A 23,033-nucleotide genomic window follows, 5' to 3' on the forward strand; every position below is an offset into this window, starting at 1 on the left:
TACCTATCACTCCACCATGCGTCCTGAACGGCTCAATCCCCTGTTCGTTGCCGCCGACAGCCTGAAAGGCGTCGGCCCCGGGCTGGCGCGCCCGCTTGAGCGGCTGGGGCTGGGGCGGGTGCGCGACTTTGCCTATCACTTGCCCGATCGCTTCGTCATGCGCCGCGCTGTGGCCGATCTGGACGAGGCAAGCGTGGGTGAGAACATCGTGGTTAAGCTGACCCCGCTGGAATACCGCGCCTCGGCGGGGCGCGGGCCGTTTCGCGTGCTGGCCAGCGATGAAGCCGGCAACGTGGCCGCGATCACCTTTTTCGGGCGGGCATCGTATACCGGCAAGAAGCAGCTGCCGCTGGGCGAGCCGCGCTGGATTGCCGGGCGGCTCGACCAGTATGGGCAGATGCTGCAGATCGTCCATCCCGACCATGTCTCGGATGACAGCGCCCAGTCGCTCGGCCAGCTGGTCGAGCCGGTCTATCCGCTGTCCGAAGGGCTGACGCAAAACCGGATTGCGGCGCTGATCCATCAGGCTCTGGCGGGGGTGCCGGGCCTGCCAGAATGGATCGAGCCGGGGCTGCTGGCCAAGATGCAATGGCCCAGCTGGCGCGATGCGCTGGAACTGGCGCACAAGGGCAGCCACGAAGGCGCGCGCGACCGGCTGGCCTATGACGAATTGCTGGCCAACAGCCTGGCGCTGATGCTGGTGAGGAATTCGAACCGTCGCCAGCAGGGCACCCCGCTGACGGGCGACGGATCGCTGCGCGCGCGGCTGCAACTGCCGTTCGAGCTGACCGGGGCGCAGCAGCGCGCAATTGCCGAGATCGAGGCCGACCTCGCCCAGCCCGCACCGATGCTGCGGCTGCTGCAGGGCGATGTCGGATCGGGCAAGACCGCGGTGGCGCTGGAAACGATGCTGGTGGCGGTCGAAGCCGGTGCGCAGGCCGCGCTGCTCGCCCCGACCGAGATCCTCGCCCGCCAGCATTACGAAACGCTCAGCCGGATGGCCGCGCCCACCGGGGTGAACATCGCGCTGCTGACCGGCCGCGACAAGGGCAAGGCGCGCGAATCGATCCTGATGGGCCTGATGGACGGGTCGATCCAGATCGTGGTCGGCACCCATGCGATCTTCCAGGACGCGGTCACCTATCGGAACCTGGCCTTGGTGGTGATCGACGAGCAGCACCGCTTTGGCGTGGCGCAGCGGCTGATGCTCAACCAAAAGGGCAAGCGAACTCCGCACTGCCTGGCGATGACCGCCACCCCGATCCCGCGCACGCTGACCCTGGCGCAATATGGCGAGATGGACGTCAGCCGGCTTGACGAGATGCCGCCGGGCCGCCAGCCGATCGATACCCGGGTGGTCGCGGTGGAACGGATCGGCGATGTGGTCGGCGCACTGGGCCGGCACATCGAAAGCGGGCATCAGGCCTATTGGGTCTGCCCGATGGTCCGCGAGCTGGAGAGCGAGGACATCGCCGCCGCCGAGGCCCGCTATGCCGCGCTGAAAGAGCGCTTTGGCGATACGGTGGTGCTGGTCCACGGGCAGCTCAGGCCCGAGGTCAAGGACGCCGCGATGGAGCGCTTTGCCCGCGGCGAGGCCAGCCTGCTGGTGGCGACCACCGTGATCGAGGTTGGAGTCGATGTACCCAATGCCACCCTGATGGTGATCGAGCAGGCCGAACGCTTTGGTCTGGCCCAGCTGCACCAGCTGCGCGGCCGGGTCGGCCGGGGCGAGGGCAAGAGCACCTGCCTGCTGCTGCGCGGCGAGGCACTGAGCGAAACCGGGCGTGAACGGCTGGCGCTGATGCGCGAGACGCAGGACGGTTTCCGCCTGGCCGAGGAAGACCTGCGGCTGCGCGGCGGGGGTGAACTGCTGGGCACCCGGCAATCGGGCGACACCCCGTTCCGGGTCGCCAGCCTTGACCAGATCACCCGGCTGCTGCCGCTGGCCCACGACGATGCCCGCCTGCTGATCGAGCGCGACGGCGGCCTGACCGGCGAACGCGGCGAGGCGGCGCGGCTGCTGCTATACCTGTTCGAACGCGATTGGGGCGTGCAGTTGCTACGCGGCGGTTAAAGAACGATTTGGTCGGGGAAAGAGGATTCGAACCTCCGGCCCCTGCCTCCCGAAGACAGTGCTCTACCAGGCTGAGCTATTCCCCGACCGATCGTGGGTACCCGAGGGCACCCAAGGCAGGAGCGCGCCTATAGAGAGCGATTCCGAAGGTGGCAAGCGGGCAATCTCGCGCTAGGGTCTTTTCATGTCCAGCAAGCCGATTCCCCACGATTCTCCCGCAGCTTCCGGGCGCATTGGCCACTGGGAATGGCAATACCTTGATCTGATGCGCCAGATCTGGGAGCGCGGGGACGAGCGGATCGACCGCACGGGAATCGGCACCCGTTCGGTGATCGGGGCCCAGATTCGCTTTGACCTGTCGGGCGGGGCGATGCCGCTGCTCTCGACCAAGCGGGTTTACTGGAAGACCGCGACGCGCGAATTCCTGTGGTTCCTGACCGGCGAAACCAACATCCGTCCGCTGGTGCTGCAGGGCGTCAGGATCTGGAACGAGTGGCCGCACGCCAACTATGTGAAGGCGACGGGCGAGGCGCTGTCGCTCGACGATTTCGTCACCCGCATCGCCGAAGACGAACAATTCGCCGCACAGTGGGGCGATCTGGGGCCGGTCTATGGCAAGCAATGGGTCGATTGGCCAACCTATGAGCCGGCGGGCGAGGGGCTGTTCCGGCAAGGGCCGGGGATCAACCAGGTCGCCCAGGTGGTCGAAAGCCTGCGCAGCAATCCTGGCAGCCGCCGCCACATCGTCGAAGGCTGGAACGTGGCCGAGCTGGACCGGATGGCCCTGCCGCCGTGCCACAAGACCTACCAGTTCCATGTCGGCTCGGGCCGGCTGAACTGCGTGCTTTACCAGCGCAGCTGCGATGTGGCGCTAGGCCTGCCGTTCAACCTGTGGGGCGCGGCGCTGTTCACGCGGATGCTGGCCCAGCAGTGCGATCTTGAACCGGGCGAGCTGGTCTGGCTGGGCGGCGATACCCACCTCTACCTCAATCACGGCGATCTGATCGAGGCGCAGCTGGAGCGCCAGCCAGCGGGCACGGCGACCATGGGCATCGCGCGGCGACCGGCCAGCATGTTCGATTACACGATCGAGGACTTCGCGGTCAGCGGCTATGCCCCGCAAGACCACATCGCGGCTCCGGTGGCGGTGTAGCGGGCGGGCTTGTTGATCCCGGCGCTTGCGCGTAGCGTGCAGCGTCTGAGCCTTCGGGTCGCGCGGGGGACAGTAAATGCACCATGACGGTGGGCAAAGGCATGGCTGATCGGGCCCATGACGGGCCCAGCATCTTCCTGAGCTATGCCCGGGCGGACGCCAAGCGGGCCAGGCCGGTGATCGCCGCGCTGGAGCAGGCCGGGATCAAGGTCTGGTGGGATGGCCTGCTGGGAGCAGGCGAGGTCTATTTGCCGACCACCGAGGCAGCGCTCGAAAGTGCGGATGCGGTGGTGGTGCTGTGGTCGGCAACTTCGGTCGAATCGAACTGGGTGCGTGATGAGGCCACGCGCGGGCGTGAGCGCCAGTGCCTGGTGCCGCTGTCGCTCGATGGCAGCCAGGCGCCGCTGGGGTTCCGCCAGTTTCAGGTGATCGATATCCGCAAATGGCGCGGCAAGGCCGATGCGCCCGAACTGCAGGCGGTGGTGCGTGCGATCCAGGCGCTGTCAGACCGTCCGGCGGTGCCGCGGCCCGCCGCGCGCAAGGGCCTGTCGCGCCGGGCCACGCTGATCGGGGGCGGGGTGGCAGTGGCCGGACTGGCCGGGCTGGTCGGGTGGCGTCTGATCAAGCCTGTTGCCGGCGGTGCGGCCGAAAATGCCATTGCGGTCATCCCCTTTGCCAATCTGGGCGCTGCAGGCGATGCCTATTTCTCTGCCGGACTGTCGGAAGAGCTGCGGGCTACTCTGGCCCGCAACCAGATGCTGCGGATCGCCGCACCGACCAGCGCGGGTGAGTTCCGCGATGCCGTAACCGATGTCCAAACCATCGCCCGCAAGCTGGGCGTGGCGCATATCCTGCGCGGCAGCGTGCGTCACGGCACCGACCGCGTGCGGGTGACGGTAGAACTGCTCGACGGCAAGGACGCGCGGCTGGCCTGGACCCAGACGCTGGAGCGCAAGCTGGCCGATGTGCTGGCGATGCAGGTCGAGATTGCCTCGATCGTGGCCCGCGCGCTGTTTGCAGAAATCAGTGCCCAGGCGATCGCGCGCGGCCGATCGGGCGATTTGCAGCAGATCGGCGGCACCGCCAACGCCGATGCCTTCGATGCCTACCTGCGCGGCAAGGCGCTGGTCGAGGTGAGCGAGGATGAAGCCAGCGATCGGGCTGCGCTGGCGAAGTTCGATACCGCGATTTCGCGCGATCCCGGCTATGCCTCGGCCCTGGCGGCGCGGTCGAAGATCCTCGCGGTAATCGCCAACGAAACCGGCAAGAGCAGCGAAGTTCCGCAGCTCTATGATCGTGCGGTGGCGTCGGGGCAGGCTGCGGTCAAGGCCGCGCCGCAGCTGGCCGAAGCGCATTCGGCACTGGGTTATGCGATCTACAACGGGCGGCTTGATCCCAGGGGCGCACGGGCATCCTATGACCGCTCGCGCGAGCTTGGCGGGGGGGACGCCGACGTGCTGCGCACGTTCGCGCTCTACTGTGCCTACACCGGCCGCGCCGCGGAAGCCGCAGAGGCGATCGAGATGGCGCTGACGCTCGATCCGCTCAACCCCGGCGCGTTCCGCGCTGCCGGCTATATTGCCTTTGCCCGCCGCGATTTCCCCGCAACGCTTGTGCAGATGCGCAAGGCGCTGGAACTCAATCCCAAGCTTAGCGCCGCCAATTCCGCAATCGGTTCAGCGCTCTATCTCGCCGGGCAGAGCGGTGAGGCGGCCAGCGCCTTTGCCGCCGAACCGCTCGCGCTGTTCCGGCTCCAGGGTGAGGCAATCCTCAAGCGCAAGGCCGGTGATACTGCCGGCGCGCAACAGGCGCTCGACCAGCTGACCCGCGATTTCGGCAGCAATTCGAATTACCAGCAGGCGCAGGTGCTGGCGCAATGGGGCGATGCGGCTGGCGCGCTCGATCGTTTGGGCAAGGCCGCCGCCGCGCGCGATGCCGGACTGCTGCTGGCCGCGACCGATCCGATGCTCGATCCGCTGCGCCAGGCGCCGGAATTTGCGCAATTGCTTTCAAGGCTGGGGCTGGCATAATCGGCCACCGGGAAACAGGAGGATGTTGAAATGCGCAAACTGACCACCGGAATGCTGATTGCCGCCGCCACGCTTTCGCTGGCCGCATGCAACAAGGAAGCTGCACCCGCGGCTGAAGCCTCAGCCGAAGCGAGCGAAGCCGCTGCGCCCAGCGATGCTGCGGCGGGTGCCAGTGATGCTGCCGCTGCTGCCAGCGATGCCGGTGCGGCCGATGCCGCCGCCGCCGCCACGGTCGATCCCAACGGGAATCCGATCAAGCCGTAAGCTGACTGACGTCAACGCGGGGCCGCGCCGGGCAGGACCTGGCGTGGCCCCGTTGCCGTTGGGGCCCACAGAACCTAAGGGAGCGGCCCGGTATAGCGTTCGATCCATTCGCGATAGCTGGCGACCCTGGTGAACACCCCGGCCTGCTTCTGCTTGCCGCATTCGGCGCGTTCGACATTGTGGCTGACCACCCCGACCAGCGTCGGCCGGCGCTGGTCGAACCAGATCAGCGGACCGCCGCTGTCACCGTGGCACTGGGTCGATCCGGCGGCATCCAGGCCCAGGCCGCACAGTGCGATCCTGCTCTGCGCACAGGCTGAATCCGGCTGGATCTTGACCTTGCCATAGAGCAGCGGGGCCGAGGGGCTTTGCCCTTCGGTCAGCCCCCAGCCATAGAAATAGGCCGGCTTTCCGTTCAGCGCGACAGTCTTCGGATTTTCGGGACCGATCTTGACTGTCTGGACCCAGACCCGGCGATCGCGCTCGGTCTTGTCGTCCGGGGCGTACTGGATCAGGGCGATATCATTCATGTAGGTCTTCGAATTGTATTCGGGATGGGAAATGGTCCGGACGATCCGATAGCCGATCCCGCTCTGCACGTTGCGAATGTCGCTCTGGCCCAGCCGGATGCGATAGCCCCCGGCCACGATATCGCTGCCCTGATCGACCAGGCAATGCGCCGCCGTCAGGACCCACCCCGGCTTGATGACGGCACCGCCGCAGGCCAGCCGATCGTCCCAGCCCAGCGCGCGCTGGGTTATCTGGGGCAGCCGCGGCGGACGCTGCAATTGCGCCATGTAGGGGGCGCTGCCATCGGGCGCGCGATAGCCCCGGCCGACCCTGACCGGGCGGTAATTGCGACCCTTCTTCTTGATGACCGGCGGTGGCCCATCGGGCGGGTCGATGAAGTCCGCCTCGGCCAGCTCGGCACTGTCAAGCTTGAGCGGGTTGGGGCAGCGCCACTGGTCGCGGCAGGCGGGCGGGCCGGGCAGCAGGGTGTAGGCGCGTTCAGGATCGTTTTCGATCGCGGCATATTCTTCGGCGGTGTAGCCGATCGGCCCGTCCGAGGGTGGATAGGGCCCTGCGGGTTCCTGTCCGGCCGCCGGCGCGGTCGGCGCCGGCAGCGGCGCCTGCGCCTCCTGCGCCGCCGCAGACCCGTCCGGTGCCTGCTCAGGGCCTTGCGGTTCCTGCGCCAGGGCTGGCCAGGCCGCCCACAATGCAACGATGGAAATCGCCCATGCTCTTGCTGTCATTGGCTTTCTCACCCTATTGCGGCAGATCTGCGCTGCAGCTGGCCGCAGCATCGGCAAGCTGCGGTGCGATTGCAAGGAGTGAATTGGCAAGCCAGGCTTGCGCCGCAGCTGTCCGCAGTCGATAACCTGCCGAGGGTTTGGTTGACGATGTAACCAGTTTGAAATAATATGTCGCGCATCTAAAATTTGCTTCCAAAGCTTGAGCAAGGTGGGAGAGCGCTTCATGGCCAAAGGGCCTGCCAGTGCCGGAACTGCGGGCGGCAACCTGCCGCCGCTGAGCCTGCATGTCCCCGAACCGCCGTTTCGTCCGGGCGATCCGGTCGACTACAGCTTTCTCCAGATCCCTGCGGCGGGTGCATTCGCCCGGCCGGATGAAGGCTGCGCGACCGAGGAAACGCACCCGCTGTGCCACGGCCTGATTCGCGTGCTGGACGAGGATCACCGCGCGGTCGGCGCCTGGGATCCCAAGCTGGACGCCGAAACCATGCGCCGGATGCTGCGGGTGATGGCGCTGACCCGCGCCTTCGATGACCGGATGTACCGCGGCCAGCGCCAGGGCAAGACCAGCTTCTACATGAAGTGCACCGGCGAAGAGGCGACCAGTGTCGCTTCGGCCTTTGCGATGGACAACGAAGACATGGTCTTCCCCAGCTATCGCCAGCAGGGCATCCTGATCGCGCGCGGCTATCCGATCGTCGAGATGATCAATCAGATCTATTCGAACCGGGCGGACAAGCTGAAAGGCCGGCAGCTGCCGATCATGTATTCCAGCCGCGAGCACAACTTCTTCACGATCAGCGGCAACCTGGCGACGCAGTATCCACAGGCGGCCGGCTGGGCGATGGCCAGCGCGATCAAGGGCGATACCCGGATCGCCAGCACCTGGATCGGCGAGGGATCGAGCGCGGAGGGCGATGCCCACGCTGCCTTCACCTTTGCCACAGTGTTCAACGCCCCGGTGGTGTTCAACGTGGTCAACAACCAGTGGGCGATCTCCAGCTTTTCCGGCTTTGCCGGGGGTGAGCGCTCAACCTTTGCGGCGCGCGCGATCGGCTATGGCATTGCCGGCCTTCGGGTCGATGGCAACGATGCGCTGGCGGTCTATGCCGCCGCGCGCTGGGCCGCCAATCGGGCGCGGGCGGGCAAGGGGCCGACCCTGATCGAGCATTTCACCTACCGCGCCGAAGGCCATTCGACCTCTGACGATCCCAGCGCCTACCGCTCGGCCCACGAGCAGAAGGAATGGCCGCTGGGCGATCCGATCATGCGGCTCAAGCAGCACCTGATCGCGCTGGGCGAATGGAGCGAGGACCAGCACGCCGTGATGGACCTGGAACTGGCCGAACAGGTCAAGGCCGCGACCAAGGATGCCGAAAAGAACGGCGTGCTGGGCCACGGGCTGCACCATCCGTTCCACACCATGTTCGAAGACGTGTTCGAAGACCTGCCCTGGCACCTGCAGGAGCAGGCCGAACAGGCGATCCGCGAGCGCCGGATCAAGTGGCCCACCTGGAAGGAGTACGAATGATGACGCTGGAAGAAGCGCCGCTTTCGCTCGCCCAGGCCCCCAGCCGCCGGATCAACATGATCGAGGCGATCAACGAAGCGCTCGACATCATGATGGAGCGCGATTCGAACGTGGTCGTGTTCGGGGAAGACGTCGGCTATTTCGGCGGGGTGTTCCGCGCCACTGCTGGCCTTCAGAAAAAGTACGGCAAAAACCGCGTGTTCGATACCCCGATCAACGAATGCGGGATCATCGGCGCGGCGGTGGGGATGGGGGCCTATGGCCTGCGCCCGGTGCCCGAAATCCAGTTTGCCGACTATATCTATCCGGGGCTGGACCAGCTGGTCAGCGAAGCCGCGCGGCTGCGCTATCGCTCGGCCGGGGAATTCATTGCCCCGATCACGGTGCGCTCGCCCTTTGGCGGCGGGATCTTCGGCGGGCAGACCCACAGCCAGAGCCCCGAGGCCTTGTTCACTCACGTCGCCGGGCTCAAGACCGTGATCCCCAGCACGCCCCACGATGCCAAGGGGCTGCTGATCGCGGCGATCGAAGACAATGATCCGGTGATCTTCTTCGAACCCAAGCGGATCTACAACGGGCCTTTCACCGGGTACTATGACAAGCCGGTCGAGCCCTGGTCGCGGCACGAGGCGGCAGAGGTGCCCGAAGGGTACTACCGGATCCCGCTGGGCAAGGCCCGGGTGGTGCGCCAGGGCGAGGCGATGACCGTGCTGGCCTATGGCACGATGATCCACGTTGCCGAAGCGGTCTGCCGCGAAAAGGGCATCGATGCCGAAATCATCGACCTGCGCACGCTGGTCCCGCTCGACATCGAAACGATCGAGGCTTCGGTCAAGAAGACCGGCAAATGCCTGATCGTGCATGAGGCGACCCGCACCTGCGGTTTCGGGGCAGAGCTGTCGGCATTGGTGCAGGAGCGCTGCTTCTATCACCTCGAAGCCCCGATCGAGCGCGTAACCGGGTTCGATACCCCCTATCCGCACAGCCTTGAATGGGCATATTTCCCCGGACCCGTCCGCATTGGCGAGGCGGTTGACCGGCTCTTGAAAGCGTAATCCGATGGGCAAGTTCACATTCAACCTCCCCGATATCGGCGAAGGCATTGCCGAGGCCGAAATCGTCGCCTGGCACGTCAAGGTGGGTGATCGGGTCGAGGAAGACGGCAAGATCGCCGACGTCATGACCGACAAGGCGACGGTCGAGATGGAAAGCCCGGTTTCGGGCGTCGTGCTCTCGGTGGCGGGCGCGGAGGGCGACATGATCGCGATCGGATCGCCCTTGGTGGTGATCGAGACCGAGGGTGATGTGGCCGAGGGCACCGGTCATGAGCCAGTTGCACAAGATCCTCCCCCCCTGGGGGAGGTGGCAGCGGCTTCGCCGCTGACGGAGGGGGAGCAGAACGGGCAACAAGCCCCCTCCGCCTCGCTGCGCTCGGCACCTCCCCCTGCGGGGGAGGATCTTGAGGCCAAGCCCGTGGCGGCGCCAGCCGCAAACGCCAAGGTCCTCGCCAGTCCCGCCGTTCGCGCCCGCGCGGCCGAGCTTGGCATTGATCTTGGCGAGGTGAAGCCGGCCGAGGATGGCCGGGTGCGGCATTCCGATCTGGACGCGTTCCTGGCCTACAACGCCGGCGGCGGGTTCCGCGCGCCGGGGTCACGGGCGGTGGACCAGCAGATCAAGGTAATCGGCATGCGCCGCCGGATTGCCGAGAACATGGCCGCGTCGAAGCGCAATATCCCGCACTTTTCCTATGTCGAGGAATGCGATGTGACCGCGCTGGAGCAGATGCGCGCGCAGCTCAACGCCGCGCGCGGGGCGCGGCCCAAGCTGACCATGCTGCCGCTGCTGATCACCGCGATCTGCCGCGCGCTGCCCGATTTCCCGATGCTCAACGCGCGCTTTGATGACGAGGCCGGGGTGATCCACCGCTCGGGCGCGGTGCATCTGGGCATGGCGGCGCAGACCGATGCCGGGCTGATGGTGCCGGTGATCCGCAATGCCCAGGACAAGAACCTGTGGCAGCTGGCCAGCGAGATTGTCCGCCTGGCTGACGCTGCCCGCAATGGCACTGCCAAGAGCGAGGAGCTGTCGGGCTCGACCATCACGCTTACCTCGCTCGGCCCGCTGGGCGGTGTGGCGCATACCCCGGTGATCAACCGCCCCGAAGTGGCGATCATCGGCCCCAACCGGATCGTCGAGCGCCCGATGTACGTGCCTGATGGCATGGGCGGTGAGCGGATCGAGAAGCGTAAGACCATGAACGTGTCGATCAGCTGCGATCACCGCGTGGTCGATGGCTGGGATGCGGCCAGCTTTGTTCAGGCGGTCAAGCGGCTGATCGAAACACCGGTGCTGCTGCTGGCGGACTAGGGAGGAGCATGATGGCGCGTGATCCGAAAGTCGATGCCTACATCGCCAAGGCCGCGCCGTTTGCCCAGCCGATCCTCAACCACCTGCGCGCGCTGGTGCATGAGGCCGTCGAAGGCCTCGACGAGGCGCTCAAATGGGGCATGCCGCACTTCCTCCACAAGGGTAAGAACCTGGCCGGGATGTCGGCGTTCAAGGCCCATGCCGCCTTCATGATCCACGGCGATGGCCGCCAGGGCGATGCGATGGGGCAATTTGGCAAGATCACCCGGCTGGAAGACCTGCCGGACGACAATGTGCTGAAGAGCAAGCTGGCGGAGGCTGCCCAGCGGATCGATCAGGCCGGAACCGCGCTCAAGCCCAAGTCGGCCGCGCGCGTGGCCAAGCCCGAACTGCCAATCCCGCCCGAATTCGCCGCGGCGCTGGCCGCCAATCCTGCGGCCAAGACCGCGCTCGAGGGGTTTTCGCCCTCACACCGGCGCGAATATGTCGAATGGATCAGCGAGGCGAAGCGGCCCGAGACCCGCGACAAGCGGATTGCCCAGGCGATCGAATGGCTGGCCGATGGGAAAAAGCGGAACTGGAAATACGAGAACTGCTGATCAGCGCACGATTGCGCTGTAAGTGATCTCGCCCGATCCGCGCGCGGCCTGGCTGGCCGGAACGTGCCAGCGGACGTGGGTCACGTCTTCGGGCGTGGCGATCCGGGTGCCGATCCGCAATTGCTCAAGCTTGCCCCAGCGTTTGCCGCCATCGACCGAGACTTCTTCCGCGCCATCGGCGCTGCCCTGGTAATAGACGCTGCGGGGCAGGGGGTTGGTGACGGTGAAGGCGCCATCGCCGCCCATCCGGTACCAGCTGACCACATAGACCACCCGGTCGCCGCGGGTCAGGCGGCCAGCGGGCTGGAGCATGCGGCCCTTGCCGGGCTTGACCTTTTCCACATAGACCGCGCTGTCGAGCGCGATCAGCGGGGCGGCCAGCGCGGCCGCGGGTACGGCGAGCGCCAGCGCGACGGCCAGGTTCAGGATCGAGCGACGGTGATTCACGTAAGACAAGCCCCCATTGGCATCCCCGGCGGGACACAACGACGCGGCTTGTCGCAAAGAGCGGCAAATATATGGTTAACAGAGGGCCAGCGGGGTGGCCGTGGACGGGCCATCGCACCCCGGAAATGGCCCGATCATGATGGTTTCGCCAGCCCGCACAGCCCTGCGAAAAAGAGTCGCGCTTAGGCAGTTGACAGCCTCTCGATGCTGGCCTAGTGGCGCCTCTCCCAAGTGGCTGCGCGGGTGTAGCTCAGTTGGTTAGAGTGTCGGCCTGTCACGCCGAAGGTCGCGGGTTCGAGCCCCGTCACTCGCGCCACTTGGGAATTTCCTTCTACCATGCATCGCTGAATTTTACCTGCTTGCCGCCCGCCGGCAGGCTGACGATCATGCCGTCGTGACCCAGCTTGAGCGTGCCGCCGAACTGCTTGGGGGCATTGCCCAGGAACAGCGGCTCGATCAGCGTGGCGGGCACCGGCGGGACCAGATGATACAGCACCAGCGCCTGCACACCCGCTTCCTTGGCCGAGCGCGCGGCGTCTTCCGGGCTGGCGTGATAGTTCTGGATATCGGTCATGATCTGTGCGGTGTTGGCCTGGCCGCGTTCGCCCAGTTTCTTGCCCATCGCCGCGATCATCTGCTTGTTGAGCGCTTCGTGGAACATCAGGTCCACCCCCTTTGAGGCGGTGACGAAGGCCGGCGAATAGACCGTGTCGCCCGAAATGCTGAGCGAGCGTCCCTTGTAATCGACGCGGTAACCGAAGGCCGGGCTGATCGGTGCGTGGTTGACCCGGATCACGGTGATCTTCACGCCCTGCTGGTCCCACACCACCTGGCTGTCCACGCCGTCGGGCAGGGCGATCACCTGCGCCGCGCCGCCCGCACCCGCCGGGTTCGCCACCTTCGGCCCGTGGTGGGCAACACGGTAGCCCTGGTCCAGTGCATAGGCAGCGTTGAAGCCGGCCACCACCTTGTCGGTCCCTTCCGGGCCATAGACCGGCAGCGGAGCCCCGCGCGAACCGGCGATCCAGGCCTGCAGCAGCGCTTCACCCAGCCCGTCGATATGATCGGAATGCAGGTGGGTCAGGAATTCGGCCTGCAGCTTGCCCATTGGAAAGCCCATCCGCCCCAGCTTGCGCACCGAACCCGATCCGGAATCGAAGATAAAGCCCTGGTTGCCGGCCAGCACCGCGATGCACGGCCCCGCGCGATCGGTATCGGGCATCGGCGATCCGCTGCCGCAGACATAGGCGTGCAGGCCATCGCCCAGCTTGGCCGACTGATCGACCCCGACATTCTTGTCGAGCGCGGACTGGAACGCGCGTTCGGCAATCGCGCCGCGGCCCAGGACCAGTGCCAGCCCGACCAGAATCGCCAGCAATGACCCGATGACTGCAACCTTGCGCTTCATGGCCTGTCTTCCTGATCAGCTTTTGCCGGCAGCTTGCCTGCAAGCCGCCGATCCGGCAAGCGGACAAAATGGCATCCGGCGATCCGCTTGAGCAGACCTTGTTGCACCTGGCCCCGGCGCTGGCCCGGGCCCGGCAACCCTGGTGGGTGATCGCCAGCGGAGCGGTGAAACTGCACACCGGGTCGGACATGCCGATCGGCGATCTTGATCTGCTGCTGGCGCGCGCGGATGTGGAGGCGGTCTTTGCCGCGCTCGGCCTGGCGGTAACGCCAGGGGGATCGGACGGACTGTTCCGCTCCGCCGTGTTTGCGCGCTATGCCGGGGCGCCGCTGCCGGTCGAACTGTTTGCGGAATTCGAGCTGTGCCGCGACGGGCAATGGCAGGCCATCGTCCCGCAAAGCCGCAGATTGCTGCGCTGGGGGCGGGGTGAGGCCTATGTACCCGAGGCCGATGAACTGGCCGCGATACTGCGCAGGTTCGGGCGGGACAAGGACCTGGCCCGGGCCGAACTGCTCAGCCCCAGCGACCGGTCTCCATCCAGATCAGGAAACGCTTGAGCGGCAGCAGCCAGACCACGCCCAGCAGCACATAGATCGGCAGCTGCCCCAGCGCGGGCCAGCCGTCCATCAGCGGCGCAATATAGCGCGCGATCAGCCCGCCATAGACCAGCAGCGCCACCAGCAGGCCAAGGACCCCGAACGGGATGCGCAGGGTGGGTTCGGTTCTCATCGGAAAGGTCCATGCACGCGGGTGGGGGTGATCACATAGTCAAGCGGCTGGTCGTGCGGCTCAAGCGGGATTGTTTCGTCCAGCTGGCAATCCCAGGCCAGGCCGATCGCCAGCCGCGGGCGGTTGTTTTCCAGCCAGGTATCATAGAAACCCGCGCCATAGCCGATCCGGCCCCCGCTGGAGGTGAAGCCCAGCAAGGGGCAGAACATCACCTCGGGCACCAGCAGTGGTGCATCCTCAGCCGGTTGCAGCGCGCTGTAGGGATCGCTGACCAGCAGACTGTCGTCGAACGGGTTGGTCCATTCGCGAAACTGCATCGCCGCCTTGCGCGCAGCCAGCCAGGGCAGGGCCACCCGGTGGCCGCGTTCGGCGAACCAGCGGGCATAATTGCTGGCCGGTACCTCGTCCGTCATTTCGTGAAACACCGAGATCACCGCGCCTTCGCCAACCATCTCGGCCACCACACCGGGCGGGCGGTTGAACAGCAGCGCGCGCTGCCATTCGGGAATCGCCGCGACATGCTCGGCGCGGCGGCGCTTCAATTCGGCGCGAAGGGCTTTCTTTTCGATCACGCGCTGCGCCTCGTTGGTGGGGTGACGGGACCACCATGGGCCGTTGCCAGGAAATCCTCTGACGCGTTCACGTCAGGTGGGAACCGTGTGTGCCGGACCAGGGTCCAACCAGGGACAGCCCCCATGGATTTGCTTATAGCCTCAGGGATTTTCAAAGGCTCGCACCGGGCAGTACCCGTCGCCGCGCTAGATAGGGCAGTGCGCCTCAACCCTCAAGGGCAGTGGCACATTTTTCAAGCCGGGCAGCGATCGTTTCGAGCAGCGCGGGATCGGTGGCGCCGCCAGCGCTGGCTGCCTTGGCGCGGGCATCGTGCAATTCGTCGGCCAGCAGCAGTGCCGCGAACAGCAGCAACCGCACCTCGTTGTGACCGGCCGCGCCCAGATCGCGCACCTTGCCTTCGATCATCTGGCCAAGCTGCTGAACGTGCGCCTCTTCGCCCTCCGAGCAGGAGACCATGTAGTTGCGGCCACCGATCTGGAGTGTGACGTTGCTCACCCCTGGGCCCCTTCGATTAGCTGGTCGAGCTGTTCGAGCGAATCCTGCACTGCTGCGCGCAACCGGTCATGCCGGGACTGCAGATTGGCCATATCGGCACTGGCAGGGGCCACGCGCGGCGCCGCCGCCGCAGCCTCTATCCGGGCCAAGGCTGCTTCGATCCGGGCCATGGCGGCCTTGCTGCGATCGGCGTCCATGGGCGCTATCTAACCCAAAAACACATCAAGGCAAAGCATTGGAGCGCGGATTTCCCACCGTTTGCAAAGCCCGGGGCCGAGCCGCGCCTTGACGCGGCCTTGCGCCTTGGCAAAGGAGACCTCGCGCCGAATCGCGCGCAATTCTGCCCTGTTTCAGGAGCCTTGCTGCATGAGCCTCGATCCCGCCCGCCTTGCGCCCATGGCCAATGCCATTCGCGCGCTTTCCATGGATGCGGTGCAGGCGGCGAATTCGGGGCATCCCGGCATGCCGATGGGCATGGCCGATGTCGCGACCGTGCTCTATGCCGAACAGCTGAAGTTCGATCCCAAGGCGCCCAAATGGCCCGATCGTGACCGGTTCGTGTTGTCGGCCGGGCATGGTTCGATGCTGATCTATTCGCTGCTCTACCTGACCGGGTATGAAGCGCCGACGATCGATAATATCCGCAATTTCCGCCAGTTGCACAGCCCCTGTGCCGGGCACCCTGAAAACACCGAGCTGGCGGGCGTCGAATGCACCACCGGTCCGCTGGGACAGGGGCTGGCCACCGCCGTGGGCATGGCCATGGCCGAACGCCATCTCAATGCCGTGCACGGCGATGCGCTGGTCGATCACAAGACCTGGGTGATCGCCGGTGACGGCTGCCTGATGGAAGGGATCAACCACGAGGCGATCGGGCTGGCCGCAGTGCTCAAGCTGGGCCGGCTCAACGTGCTGTGGGATGACAACCACATCACCATCGATGGCGATACCGATCTTTCGACCAGCGAAGACGTCAAGGCGCGCTATGCCGCCACCGGCTGGCACGTGACGAGCTGCGACGGGCACGATTTTGCCGATATCAGCCGCGCTCTGGCCGAAGCTGCCGCCGATCCGCGCCCGTCGCTGGTCGCCTGCCGCACCGTGATCGGCCAGGGTGCGCCCAACAAGGCCGGTTCGCACTCCGTTCACGGCAGCCCGCTGGGCGCCGATGAAGTGGCCGCCACCCGCGAGGCGCTGGGCTGGAATGCCCCGGCCTTCGAAATTCCGGCCGAAATTCTGGCGGACTGGCGCTCGCTGGGCGGCAAGGGGGCCGCTGCCCGCGCCGATTGGCAGGCCCGCCTGGCCGCCGCACCCGGCCGCGCCGCCTTCGAAGCCGGGCAGCAGGGCCTTTCGGGCCAGGCCAATGCCGCAATCAAGGATTATATCGACGGCCTGATCGCCAGTCCGCAGAAGGTGGCCACCCGCAAGGCCAGCGAAATGGCGCTGGGCCCGCTGACCGAGCAGCTGCCGCAGCTGATCGGCGGCAGCGCCGACCTGACCGGTTCGAACCTGACCAAGACCAAGGCGACCACCACGTTCAGCGCGGCGGACTATGCCGGGCGTCATGTCCACTATGGCATCCGCGAATTCGGCATGGCCGCGGCGATGAACGGCATGGCGCTGCACGGCGGGCTGGTGCCCTATGGCGGGACCTTCCTGGTCTTTGCCGACTATTGCCGCAACGCGATCCGGATGTCGGCGCTGCAGCACGCGCAGGTCGTCTATGTGCTGACCCACGATTCGATCGGGCTGGGCGAAGACGGCCCGACCCACCAGCCGATCGAACATGTGATGAGCCTGCGCGCGATCCCCGGCCTGCTGGTGTTCCGCCCGGCCGACGTGGTCGAAACCGCCGAATGCTGGGCGCTCGCGCTCGAAGCGCAGGGCACGCCTTCGGTCCTCGCGCTGTCGCGCCAGAACCTGCCGCAGCTGCGCAGCTCGGCCGGCATGCTCAGCGCGAAGGGCGCCTACCGGCTCAAGGCGGCAGAGGCCGCGCGCCAGGTGGTGCTGGTTGCCACCGGATCGGAAGTCGAAATCGCGCTGGCCAGCGCGGCGGCGCTTGAAGCCGAAGGGATCGGGGCCGATGTCGTCTCGATGCCGTGCTGGGAACTGTTCGAAGCGCAGGATGCGGCCTATCGCGCCGATGTGCTGCCCGCCGGTGTGCTCAAGGTTTCGGTCGAGGCCGGAATCACGTTGGGCTGGCAGAAGCATGTCGGTGATGGGCTGACGATCGGGATCGACCGGTTCGGTTCTTCGGCTCCGGCTGATCAACTTTATTCATATTTTGGCCTCACTGCCGAGGCAATTGTCCCACAGATCAAGGCCCGACTGGGCTAAGCAAGCAGGAGTTTCACCATGGCGATCAAGGTTGCGATCAACGGTTTCGGGCGCATCGGGCGCAATGTCGCGCGCGCGCTGCTGCAGCGGACCGACCACGACCTCGAACTGGTTTCGATCAACGATCTGGCTTCGGCCAAGGCCAACGCGCTGCTGTTCCAGCGTGATTCCGTGCACGGCGCGTTCAATGGCACCGTCGAAGCCGATGGCAACGATCTGGTGATCAACGGCAAGCGCATCCATGTGACCGCCGAACGCGATCCCGCCAATCTGCCGCACGGCGCCAATGGCGTGGACATCGTGCTGGAATGCACCGGTTTCTTCACCGATCGCGCCTCGTGCGAAAAGCACCTGGCCGCCGGTGCCAAGAAGGTGCTGATTTCGGCCCCGGGCAAGAATGTCGATCTGACCGTCGTCTACGGCGTCAACCACGACAAGCTGGAAGCCGGGCACACGATCGTTTCGAACGCTTCGTGCACCACCAACTGCCTGGCGCCCTTCGCCAAGGTGCTGAACGATGCGATCGGGATCGAACGCGGGCTGATGACCACGGTTCACGCCTATACCAACGATCAGAAGATCCTTGATCAGATCCACGAAGATCCGCGCCGCGCCCGCGCGGCCGCGATGTCGATGATCCCGACCACCACCGGTGCCGCCCGCGCGGTGGGTGAAGTGCTGCCCGAACTGAAGGGCAAGCTGGATGGCAGCGCGATCCGCGTGCCGACCCCGAACGTCTCGGTGGTTGACCTGACCTTCACGCCCAAGCGCGACACCACCAAGGATGAAGTCAACGCGCTGCTCAAGGCCGCGGCCGAAGGCCCGCTCAAGGGCGTGCTGGGCTATTCGGACGAGCCGCTGGTCTCGATCGACTACAACGGCTGCGCCAACAGCAGCACCATCGACAGCCTGGAAACCGGGGTGATCGACGGCAAGCTGGTGCGCGTGCTGAGCTGGTACGACAACGAATGGGGCTTCTCGAACCGGATGATCGACACCGCCGGGGCGATGGGCAAGCTGCTGTAACGACCCCAGTCCTTCCCCCTTGATGGGGGAAGGATGCGGAGACTTGGTGACTTGTCGCCTAGTCGCAGCTGGATGGGGGTGAGCTAGCGTTCGGACGCGACATCACCCCCACCCAACCTTCGCTAGGCGACAAGTCGCCAAGCTGCGATATCCCTCCCCCATCAAGGGGGAGGAGGGAGTGCAAGATGGCAACCTTCAAAACCCTCGATGATCTCGGCGACCTGACCGGCAAGGTCGCGCTGGTGCGCGTTGATCTCAACCTGCCGATGCAGGACGCGCAGGTGACCGACGATACCCGCGTCCGCGCCTCTGCGCCGACCATCCTCGAACTGGCGGCCAAGGGCGCCAAGGTGCTGCTGCTGGCGCATTTCGGGCGGCCCAAGGGCGAACGGGTCTCGACCATGTCGGTCTCGATGACGCTTGATGCGGTCCAGGCGGTGCTGGGCAAGGAAGTGATGTTCGTGCCCGAAATCGCCGGCGACGTGGTCAAGCAGGCGGTCGGCATCCTGCAGCCTGGCGACATTGCCATGCTGGAGAACACCCGCTTCTGGAAGGGCGAGGAACAGAACGACCCCGAACTGGCCAAGGCGATCGCCGCCAACGGTGACCTTTACGTCAACGATGCTTTCTCCGCCGCGCACCGCGCGCATGCCAGCACCGAAGGGCTGGCGCATCTGCTGCCGGCCTATGCCGGACGCTCGATGGAGGCCGAGCTCAAGGCGCTTGATGCCGCTTTGGGTACGCCTGAACGCCCGGTCTGTGCCGTTGTGGGCGGTGCGAAGGTATCCTCGAAGCTCGACGTTCTGAACCACCTGGTGACCCAGGTCGATCACCTGATCATCGGCGGGGGCATGGCCAATACGTTCCTGGCGGCTCGCGGCGTCAATGTCGGAAAATCGCTGTGCGAGCATGACTTGACCGGCACTGCCGAGAAAATCCTTGAGATTGCTGACGGAGCCGGCTGCACGGTGCATCTGCCCTATGACGTCGTGGTGGCCCAGGAATTCGCCGCCAACCCGGCCAGTCTGCGCACCTGCAACGTCCACGAAGTTGCTGAAAACGAAATGATTCTCGACGTCGGCCCGCAAGCGGCCGAGGCACTGGCCGATGTGCTCAAGACCTGCCGCACGCTGGTCTGGAACGGCCCGCTTGGCGCCTTCGAATTGGCCCCGTTTGACGCGGCCACCGTGGCGCTGGCGCGCAGTGCGGCGGCGCTGACCAAGGAAGGCGCGCTGATCTCGGTTGCGGGCGGGGGCGACACTGTCGCCGCGCTCAACCACGCCGGGGCAGCGGATGATTTCACTTATATTTCAACGGCTGGCGGGGCTTTCCTCGAATGGATGGAAGGCAAGGAACTGCCCGGCGTGGTTGCGCTTTTGGGCTAACTGTCGGTGCGCTGGGGATCGTGCGCGGCGATCACCAGCAGCATGACCAGCAGCGCCACCGAATATTCGCTGCCGCCGGTGCCATGCTCGCCAACGAACCAGCCTAGGTGGGCATGGATCAGCACGATTCCGCCGGCCGCAATCGCCGCCAGCGCGCTGGCCGCCCAGCGGACCTTGATCCCGGCGATCAGCATGGTCCCGGCCACCAGTTCGACCAAGGTAATGGCCCAGACCACCGCCACCGGAGCGGGAAAGCCCAGGTTGCCCATGAACAGGGCGAACTGGTCGATCGTGCCGGGGGGACCAATGCGCACCACGGCATGGGCCATGAACAAAAGCGGCGTGACAATGCGCAGCAGCTTCAGCGCAAGGTTACGGCTGACGTAGGGATAGTCTGACAAGGTTTGGCTCCGGTGCTGTTGCTGATTGGAACAGGCCGCTGGATAAATTCCGGGGCGGTGAATTGAGGAGTTGCGCGCAACGCCGGGCGCGGCTAGGCGCACGCCACGACGCACCACATACGTATGTAGAACGAGGATCGAACCCATGAACACCGCCGAAATGACCGCCAAGATGGCCGCCGGAAAGGGCTTTATCGCCGCGCTTGACCAGTCGGGCGGTTCGACCCCCAAGGCGCTCGCCGGTTACGGTATCGAAGCCGGGGCCTGGTCCAGCGACGAGGAAATGTTTGGCCTGATCCACGACATGCGCAGCCGGATCATCCGCTCGGCCGCGTTCGATGGCAGCAAGGTGATCGGCGCGATCCTGTTCGAACGTACCATGGACGGTTCGGTTGACGGCAAGCCGGTGCCGCAGGCGCTGATCGACAAGGGCGTGGTGCCCTTCATCAAGATCGACAAGGGCCTGGAAGACGAAGCGAATGGCGTCCAGCTGATGAAGCCGATGCCCGAACTCGACGCGCTGCTGACCAAGTCCAAGGCGCTGGGCGTCTATGGCACCAAGGAACGCTCGGTGATCAATTCGGCCAATGCCGAAGGGATCGCCGCGGTGGTCGCGCAGCAGTTCGAAGTCGGCCAGCAGGTGCTCGGCCACGGGATGATGCCGATCATCGAACCCGAAGTGAACATCAAGAGCGAAACCCGCGCCGAATGCGACACGATCCTGCTGGCTGAGATCCTGAAGCAGCTCGAAGCGCTGCCCGAAGGCCAGCAGGTCATGCTCAAGCTGTCGCTGCCGGTGGTGCCGGGCACTTTCGATCCTCTGGTCAACCACCCCAGGGTGCTGCGTGTGGTTGCGCTGTCGGGCGGTTACAAGCGCCCCGAAGCCTGCGTCGAACTGGCGAAGAACAACGGGATCATCGCCAGCTTCAGCCGTGCGCTGCTGGAAGACCTGCGCTTCCAGATGAGCGACGTCGAATTCGATGCCGCGCTGGCCGAGGCGATCGACGCGATCTACACCGGATCGACCGTCAAGACCGCCTAGGGGGCGGGTTTTGCCCGTGGGGGCGTGAGCCTGGAACGGTCCGCTCACGCCCCTGGGCCAGATATAGAATTCGAAATTGTAGTCCGCCGGGTTCGCCGGCGCGCGGTCGGGGCGGGCGATATAGCCCAGCCTTGTCCCCGATCGCAGCTTCAGCGCGGCCATCTCGCGAAGCGTGACCGTCCGGGTCCGGCCCGCAATGACCAGCCGCACCTTCAGATCCAGCCAGCCGTGCACCGTGCACAGCCGCAGCGCCTGATCACCAGGCCGCGCTACGCAGCCCTTCCGTTCATCCCGCACCACGCGGATCGGGGTGATCCGGACGCCTTCAAGCTCGACCGTCTGGCCCAGCACGGTCACTGCGCTTGGCCAGGGCCGGGGGGTGATCGCGGCTGGGCTTGGCACTGGCGGCGCAGTCTGCACCGCTGGCTGCGCCGCAAGACTGGAGGCCGACACGCCGGTCAGACCAGCGAAGGCCAGAGCCTGGAGCATGAGCCGCACCGCTGCCTTGATCCCGATCACAGCGCCATTGCCACCTCCTGGCAAGCCCGCTGCGCACGCCATTCGCGCCGTCCAGCGGGGCGGCCCGAACAGTCTGAGCCGGTGCAAGGGTGCGGTATTGGCCGGGTGCGTTCAACAACTGATCATGTACCGGTTCATGAAAGGTCGGACGTGGCCGTGCCGGTAAATGGGGCTGCGGCTTAGAGCCCGCCGCGGAACCTCAACGCAAAGCGATAATCCTGCTGCGCGATCGTGCCTTGATTGCTGCGCGGGGGATCGGTTCTGACAAGTTCAAGCGTACCGTCAGCCACCGGCAGCGGGCTGTCGCTGGCCAGTTCGCGGACACTTGCGCCGGCTCCGGTTTCGATCCGCACTTCCAGCCGCACGCGGCCAGCCCAGACACAATCGACTTCCTGCGGACAGCGGCTGTCTTCCAGCACCTTTATCGGGGTGACCTTCGGTCCGCCCAGGTCAACCTGCTGGCCCAGCCGGGCCGCGATCGAACCGTCATCCTGGGCCCGGGAGGTGGTGACACAGCCGCCCAGTGCGGCAATCAGGGCGAGGGGGAAAAGAGGCTTGAGCATCGTGTATCTGTGGGACTGGCTACATGAACGGATTCCGAACGCTTGGCGCGGGCTGCCCGGCAGGCTAGAGCGCGGCCATGTCTGATTGCCAGCTCTACCTGATTTCACCGCTCGACGTAACGGGTGCTTTTCCTGACCGACTGGCCCTTGCGCTTGACGCCGGCCCGGTCGCGGCGTTCCAGTTCCGCGTAAAGGATGTGGACGAACATCAGGCCGCGCGGCTGGCCGAACCGCTGCAGGCAATTTGTGCGGCGCGCGAGGTGGCCTTCATCGTCAACGATTCGATTAGCCTGGCCAAGCGGATCGGTGCCGATGGCGTCCATCTGGGGCAGGGCGATGGCGAAGTGGCCGATGCCCGCGCCCGGCTGGGCCGCGATGCCCAGATCGGGGTGACCTGCCACGACAGCCGCCACCTGGCGATGGAAGCGGGCGAGGCCGGGGCGGACTATGTCGCCTTCGGCGCTTTCTTCCCGACCACGACCAAGCAGACCGAGCATGTCGCCACGCCCGACCTGCTTGAATGGTGGCAGGCGCTGTTCGAGATTCCCTGCGTGGCGATCGGCGGGATCACGCCGGAAAACTGCGCGCCGCTGGTAACCGCCGGGGCAGATTTCCTGGCGGTATCGGGTGCGGTGTGGAACGGGGACGAGGCGGCGGCGGTCAAGGCCTTCCAGCAGGTGATCGCCGCCGCCTAGCACCCATTTCCTACGGCCTGAAAACCTGCCACAACCAGCTCCGCAAGCCAGTGTCCGGAAGGGGAGAATTTTCCGGACATTGCACAGTGTCCATTGTGTCCATTCGTTCATCGGGTGGCCATGCAGAATGATCGAGAACGCGGAC

The 23,033-nt window shown here is 65.8% G+C and carries 23 protein-coding genes and 2 tRNA genes; 15 read left to right on the forward strand and 10 right to left on the reverse strand.

Annotated elements, in window-relative coordinates:
* Positions 1 to 16: 16 nt before the first annotated feature.
* A complete protein-coding gene (gene recG, locus IT549_RS08055) occupies positions 17 to 2,074 on the forward strand; it encodes an ATP-dependent DNA helicase RecG (protein ID WP_292971783.1) in 2,058 nt (685 codons plus the stop codon).
* A gap of 9 nt (positions 2,075 to 2,083) precedes the next feature.
* On the opposite strand, the gene IT549_RS08060 is transcribed toward recG, so the two are convergent.
* Positions 2,084 to 2,160 (reverse strand) — tRNA-Pro (locus IT549_RS08060).
* Positions 2,161 to 2,258: 98 nt separating this feature from the next.
* Here IT549_RS08060 and thyA point away from each other — a divergent pair.
* The 3 genes from thyA (at position 2,259) to IT549_RS08075 (ending at position 5,521) form a co-directional block, all read left to right on the forward strand.
* Positions 2,259 to 3,227 carry a thymidylate synthase gene (thyA, locus tag IT549_RS08065; protein ID WP_292971785.1) on the forward strand — a complete coding sequence of 323 codons (969 nt, stop codon included), beginning with the start codon at positions 2,259 to 2,261 and terminating at the stop codon, positions 3,225 to 3,227.
* Positions 3,228 to 3,328: 101 nt separating this feature from the next.
* Positions 3,329 to 5,257, forward strand: a complete 1,929-nt coding sequence (locus tag IT549_RS08070; RefSeq protein ID WP_292971787.1) for a TIR domain-containing protein — start codon at positions 3,329 to 3,331, stop codon at positions 5,255 to 5,257.
* Positions 5,258 to 5,287: 30 nt separating this feature from the next.
* Positions 5,288 to 5,521, forward strand: coding sequence for a hypothetical protein (locus IT549_RS08075; protein WP_292971789.1), 234 nt, complete (start codon positions 5,288 to 5,290; stop codon positions 5,519 to 5,521).
* A gap of 74 nt (positions 5,522 to 5,595) precedes the next feature.
* Here the strand turns inward: IT549_RS08075 and IT549_RS08080 are convergent, their stop codons facing one another.
* A complete protein-coding gene (locus IT549_RS08080) occupies positions 5,596 to 6,774 on the reverse strand; it encodes a serine protease (protein WP_292971791.1) in 1,179 nt (392 codons plus the stop codon).
* A 223-nt stretch (positions 6,775 to 6,997) separates the two neighbouring features.
* On the opposite strand from IT549_RS08080, the gene IT549_RS08085 reads away from it, so the two are divergent.
* Genes IT549_RS08085 through IT549_RS08100 form a run of 4 tightly spaced genes read left to right on the forward strand, consistent with a single transcriptional unit; the run spans position 6,998 to position 11,268 of the window.
* Positions 6,998 to 8,302: a 3-methyl-2-oxobutanoate dehydrogenase (2-methylpropanoyl-transferring) subunit alpha gene (locus tag IT549_RS08085; protein WP_292971793.1), complete on the forward strand. Its 1,305-nt coding sequence runs from the start codon at positions 6,998 to 7,000 to the stop codon at positions 8,300 to 8,302.
* Positions 8,302 to 9,357, forward strand: coding sequence for an alpha-ketoacid dehydrogenase subunit beta (locus IT549_RS08090; RefSeq protein ID WP_292972108.1), 1,056 nt, complete (start codon positions 8,302 to 8,304; stop codon positions 9,355 to 9,357). The genes IT549_RS08085 and IT549_RS08090 overlap by 1 nt, the downstream gene beginning before the upstream one ends.
* A 4-nt stretch (positions 9,358 to 9,361) precedes the next feature.
* Positions 9,362 to 10,669, forward strand: a complete 1,308-nt coding sequence (locus IT549_RS08095) for a dihydrolipoamide acetyltransferase family protein (protein ID WP_292971795.1) — start codon at positions 9,362 to 9,364, stop codon at positions 10,667 to 10,669.
* Between the two features lie 11 nt (positions 10,670 to 10,680).
* Entirely contained in the window at positions 10,681 to 11,268 is a 588-nt protein-coding gene (locus IT549_RS08100) for a YdeI/OmpD-associated family protein (protein WP_292971797.1), read from the forward strand.
* On the opposite strand, the gene IT549_RS08105 is transcribed toward IT549_RS08100, so the two are convergent.
* Positions 11,269 to 11,715, reverse strand: coding sequence for a hypothetical protein (locus IT549_RS08105; RefSeq protein ID WP_292971798.1), 447 nt, complete (start codon positions 11,713 to 11,715; stop codon positions 11,269 to 11,271).
* A gap of 239 nt (positions 11,716 to 11,954) precedes the next feature.
* Here IT549_RS08105 and IT549_RS08110 point away from each other — a divergent pair.
* Positions 11,955 to 12,031 (forward strand) — tRNA-Asp (locus IT549_RS08110).
* 15 nt (positions 12,032 to 12,046) lie between these two features.
* On the opposite strand, the gene IT549_RS08115 is transcribed toward IT549_RS08110, so the two are convergent.
* Positions 12,047 to 13,123, reverse strand: coding sequence for an MBL fold metallo-hydrolase (locus IT549_RS08115; RefSeq protein WP_292971800.1), 1,077 nt, complete (start codon positions 13,121 to 13,123; stop codon positions 12,047 to 12,049).
* Between the two features lie 68 nt (positions 13,124 to 13,191).
* Here IT549_RS08115 and IT549_RS08120 point away from each other — a divergent pair, with 68 nt between their 5' ends.
* On the forward strand, positions 13,192 to 13,680 hold the full coding sequence (locus IT549_RS08120; protein WP_292971802.1) for a hypothetical protein: 489 nt from the start codon (positions 13,192 to 13,194) through the stop codon (positions 13,678 to 13,680).
* On the opposite strand, the gene IT549_RS08125 is transcribed toward IT549_RS08120, so the two are convergent.
* The 4 genes from IT549_RS08125 to IT549_RS08140 form a co-directional block, all read right to left on the reverse strand.
* Entirely contained in the window at positions 13,637 to 13,852 is a 216-nt protein-coding gene (locus IT549_RS08125) for a DUF2842 domain-containing protein (protein WP_292971804.1), read from the reverse strand. The genes IT549_RS08120 and IT549_RS08125 overlap by 44 nt on opposite strands.
* On the reverse strand, positions 13,849 to 14,424 hold the full coding sequence (locus IT549_RS08130; RefSeq protein ID WP_292971806.1) for a 5-formyltetrahydrofolate cyclo-ligase: 576 nt from the start codon (positions 14,422 to 14,424) through the stop codon (positions 13,849 to 13,851). The genes IT549_RS08125 and IT549_RS08130 overlap by 4 nt, the downstream gene beginning before the upstream one ends.
* A gap of 205 nt (positions 14,425 to 14,629) precedes the next feature.
* Complete coding sequence (locus IT549_RS08135; RefSeq protein ID WP_292971808.1) at positions 14,630 to 14,920, reverse strand: cell division protein ZapA; 291 nt, start codon at positions 14,918 to 14,920, stop codon at positions 14,630 to 14,632.
* Complete coding sequence (locus tag IT549_RS08140) at positions 14,917 to 15,117, reverse strand: hypothetical protein (protein ID WP_292971810.1); 201 nt, start codon at positions 15,115 to 15,117, stop codon at positions 14,917 to 14,919. Before IT549_RS08140 ends, IT549_RS08135 begins: the two co-directional genes overlap by 4 nt.
* 169 nt (positions 15,118 to 15,286) lie before the next feature.
* Between IT549_RS08140 and tkt the strand changes: the two genes are divergently transcribed.
* From tkt to IT549_RS08155, 3 genes are all read left to right on the forward strand, one after another.
* Entirely contained in the window at positions 15,287 to 17,257 is a 1,971-nt protein-coding gene (tkt, locus tag IT549_RS08145) for a transketolase (RefSeq protein WP_292971812.1), read from the forward strand.
* Positions 17,258 to 17,275: 18 nt separating this feature from the next.
* A complete protein-coding gene (gap, locus tag IT549_RS08150; protein ID WP_292971814.1) occupies positions 17,276 to 18,283 on the forward strand; it encodes a type I glyceraldehyde-3-phosphate dehydrogenase in 1,008 nt (335 codons plus the stop codon).
* A 185-nt stretch (positions 18,284 to 18,468) separates the two neighbouring features.
* On the forward strand, positions 18,469 to 19,668 hold the full coding sequence (locus IT549_RS08155) for a phosphoglycerate kinase (RefSeq protein ID WP_292971816.1): 1,200 nt from the start codon (positions 18,469 to 18,471) through the stop codon (positions 19,666 to 19,668).
* Here IT549_RS08155 and IT549_RS08160 read toward each other — a convergent pair.
* Positions 19,665 to 20,069 carry a DoxX family protein gene (locus IT549_RS08160; protein ID WP_292971818.1) on the reverse strand — a complete coding sequence of 135 codons (405 nt, stop codon included), beginning with the start codon at positions 20,067 to 20,069 and terminating at the stop codon, positions 19,665 to 19,667. The genes IT549_RS08155 and IT549_RS08160 overlap by 4 nt on opposite strands.
* Before the next feature lie 145 nt (positions 20,070 to 20,214).
* Between IT549_RS08160 and IT549_RS08165 the strand changes: the two genes are divergently transcribed.
* Positions 20,215 to 21,111 (forward strand): fructose bisphosphate aldolase, encoded by an 897-nt coding sequence (locus tag IT549_RS08165; protein ID WP_292971820.1) that lies wholly within the window; start codon positions 20,215 to 20,217, stop codon positions 21,109 to 21,111.
* A gap of 698 nt (positions 21,112 to 21,809) precedes the next feature.
* Here the strand turns inward: IT549_RS08165 and IT549_RS08170 are convergent.
* Positions 21,810 to 22,193, reverse strand: coding sequence for a hypothetical protein (locus tag IT549_RS08170; protein WP_292971822.1), 384 nt, complete (start codon positions 22,191 to 22,193; stop codon positions 21,810 to 21,812).
* Between the two features lie 77 nt (positions 22,194 to 22,270).
* Here IT549_RS08170 and thiE point away from each other — a divergent pair, with 77 nt between their 5' ends.
* Positions 22,271 to 22,888, forward strand: coding sequence for a thiamine phosphate synthase (thiE, locus tag IT549_RS08175; protein WP_292971824.1), 618 nt, complete (start codon positions 22,271 to 22,273; stop codon positions 22,886 to 22,888).
* Positions 22,889 to 23,033 lie beyond the last annotated feature (145 nt).

It is taken from the genome of Novosphingobium sp., assembly GCF_020852455.1.
Lineage (GTDB): Bacteria > Pseudomonadota > Alphaproteobacteria > Sphingomonadales > Sphingomonadaceae > Novosphingobium.

Coding starts and splice junctions, on each gene's coding strand:
- thyA (WP_292971785.1), top strand. CDS start 2,259: ATGTCCAGCAAGCCGATTCCCCACGATTCTCCCGCAGCTTCCGGGCGC.
- IT549_RS08165 (WP_292971820.1), top strand. CDS start 20,215: ATGAACACCGCCGAAATGACCGCCAAGATGGCCGCCGGAAAGGGCTTT.
- IT549_RS08120 (WP_292971802.1), top strand. CDS start 13,192: ATGGCATCCGGCGATCCGCTTGAGCAGACCTTGTTGCACCTGGCCCCG.
- IT549_RS08140 (WP_292971810.1), bottom strand. CDS start 15,117: ATGGACGCCGATCGCAGCAAGGCCGCCATGGCCCGGATCGAAGCAGCC.
- IT549_RS08090 (WP_292972108.1), top strand. CDS start 8,302: ATGACGCTGGAAGAAGCGCCGCTTTCGCTCGCCCAGGCCCCCAGCCGC.
- IT549_RS08070 (WP_292971787.1), top strand. CDS start 3,329: ATGGCTGATCGGGCCCATGACGGGCCCAGCATCTTCCTGAGCTATGCC.
- IT549_RS08155 (WP_292971816.1), top strand. CDS start 18,469: ATGGCAACCTTCAAAACCCTCGATGATCTCGGCGACCTGACCGGCAAG.
- IT549_RS08125 (WP_292971804.1), bottom strand. CDS start 13,852: ATGAGAACCGAACCCACCCTGCGCATCCCGTTCGGGGTCCTTGGCCTG.
- recG (WP_292971783.1), top strand. CDS start 17: ATGCGTCCTGAACGGCTCAATCCCCTGTTCGTTGCCGCCGACAGCCTG.
- gap (WP_292971814.1), top strand. CDS start 17,276: ATGGCGATCAAGGTTGCGATCAACGGTTTCGGGCGCATCGGGCGCAAT.
- tkt (WP_292971812.1), top strand. CDS start 15,287: ATGAGCCTCGATCCCGCCCGCCTTGCGCCCATGGCCAATGCCATTCGC.
- IT549_RS08115 (WP_292971800.1), bottom strand. CDS start 13,123: ATGAAGCGCAAGGTTGCAGTCATCGGGTCATTGCTGGCGATTCTGGTC.
- IT549_RS08170 (WP_292971822.1), bottom strand. CDS start 22,193: ATGCTCAAGCCTCTTTTCCCCCTCGCCCTGATTGCCGCACTGGGCGGC.
- IT549_RS08075 (WP_292971789.1), top strand. CDS start 5,288: ATGCGCAAACTGACCACCGGAATGCTGATTGCCGCCGCCACGCTTTCG.
- IT549_RS08080 (WP_292971791.1), bottom strand. CDS start 6,774: ATGACAGCAAGAGCATGGGCGATTTCCATCGTTGCATTGTGGGCGGCC.
- IT549_RS08095 (WP_292971795.1), top strand. CDS start 9,362: ATGGGCAAGTTCACATTCAACCTCCCCGATATCGGCGAAGGCATTGCC.
- IT549_RS08100 (WP_292971797.1), top strand. CDS start 10,681: ATGGCGCGTGATCCGAAAGTCGATGCCTACATCGCCAAGGCCGCGCCG.
- IT549_RS08085 (WP_292971793.1), top strand. CDS start 6,998: ATGGCCAAAGGGCCTGCCAGTGCCGGAACTGCGGGCGGCAACCTGCCG.
- thiE (WP_292971824.1), top strand. CDS start 22,271: ATGTCTGATTGCCAGCTCTACCTGATTTCACCGCTCGACGTAACGGGT.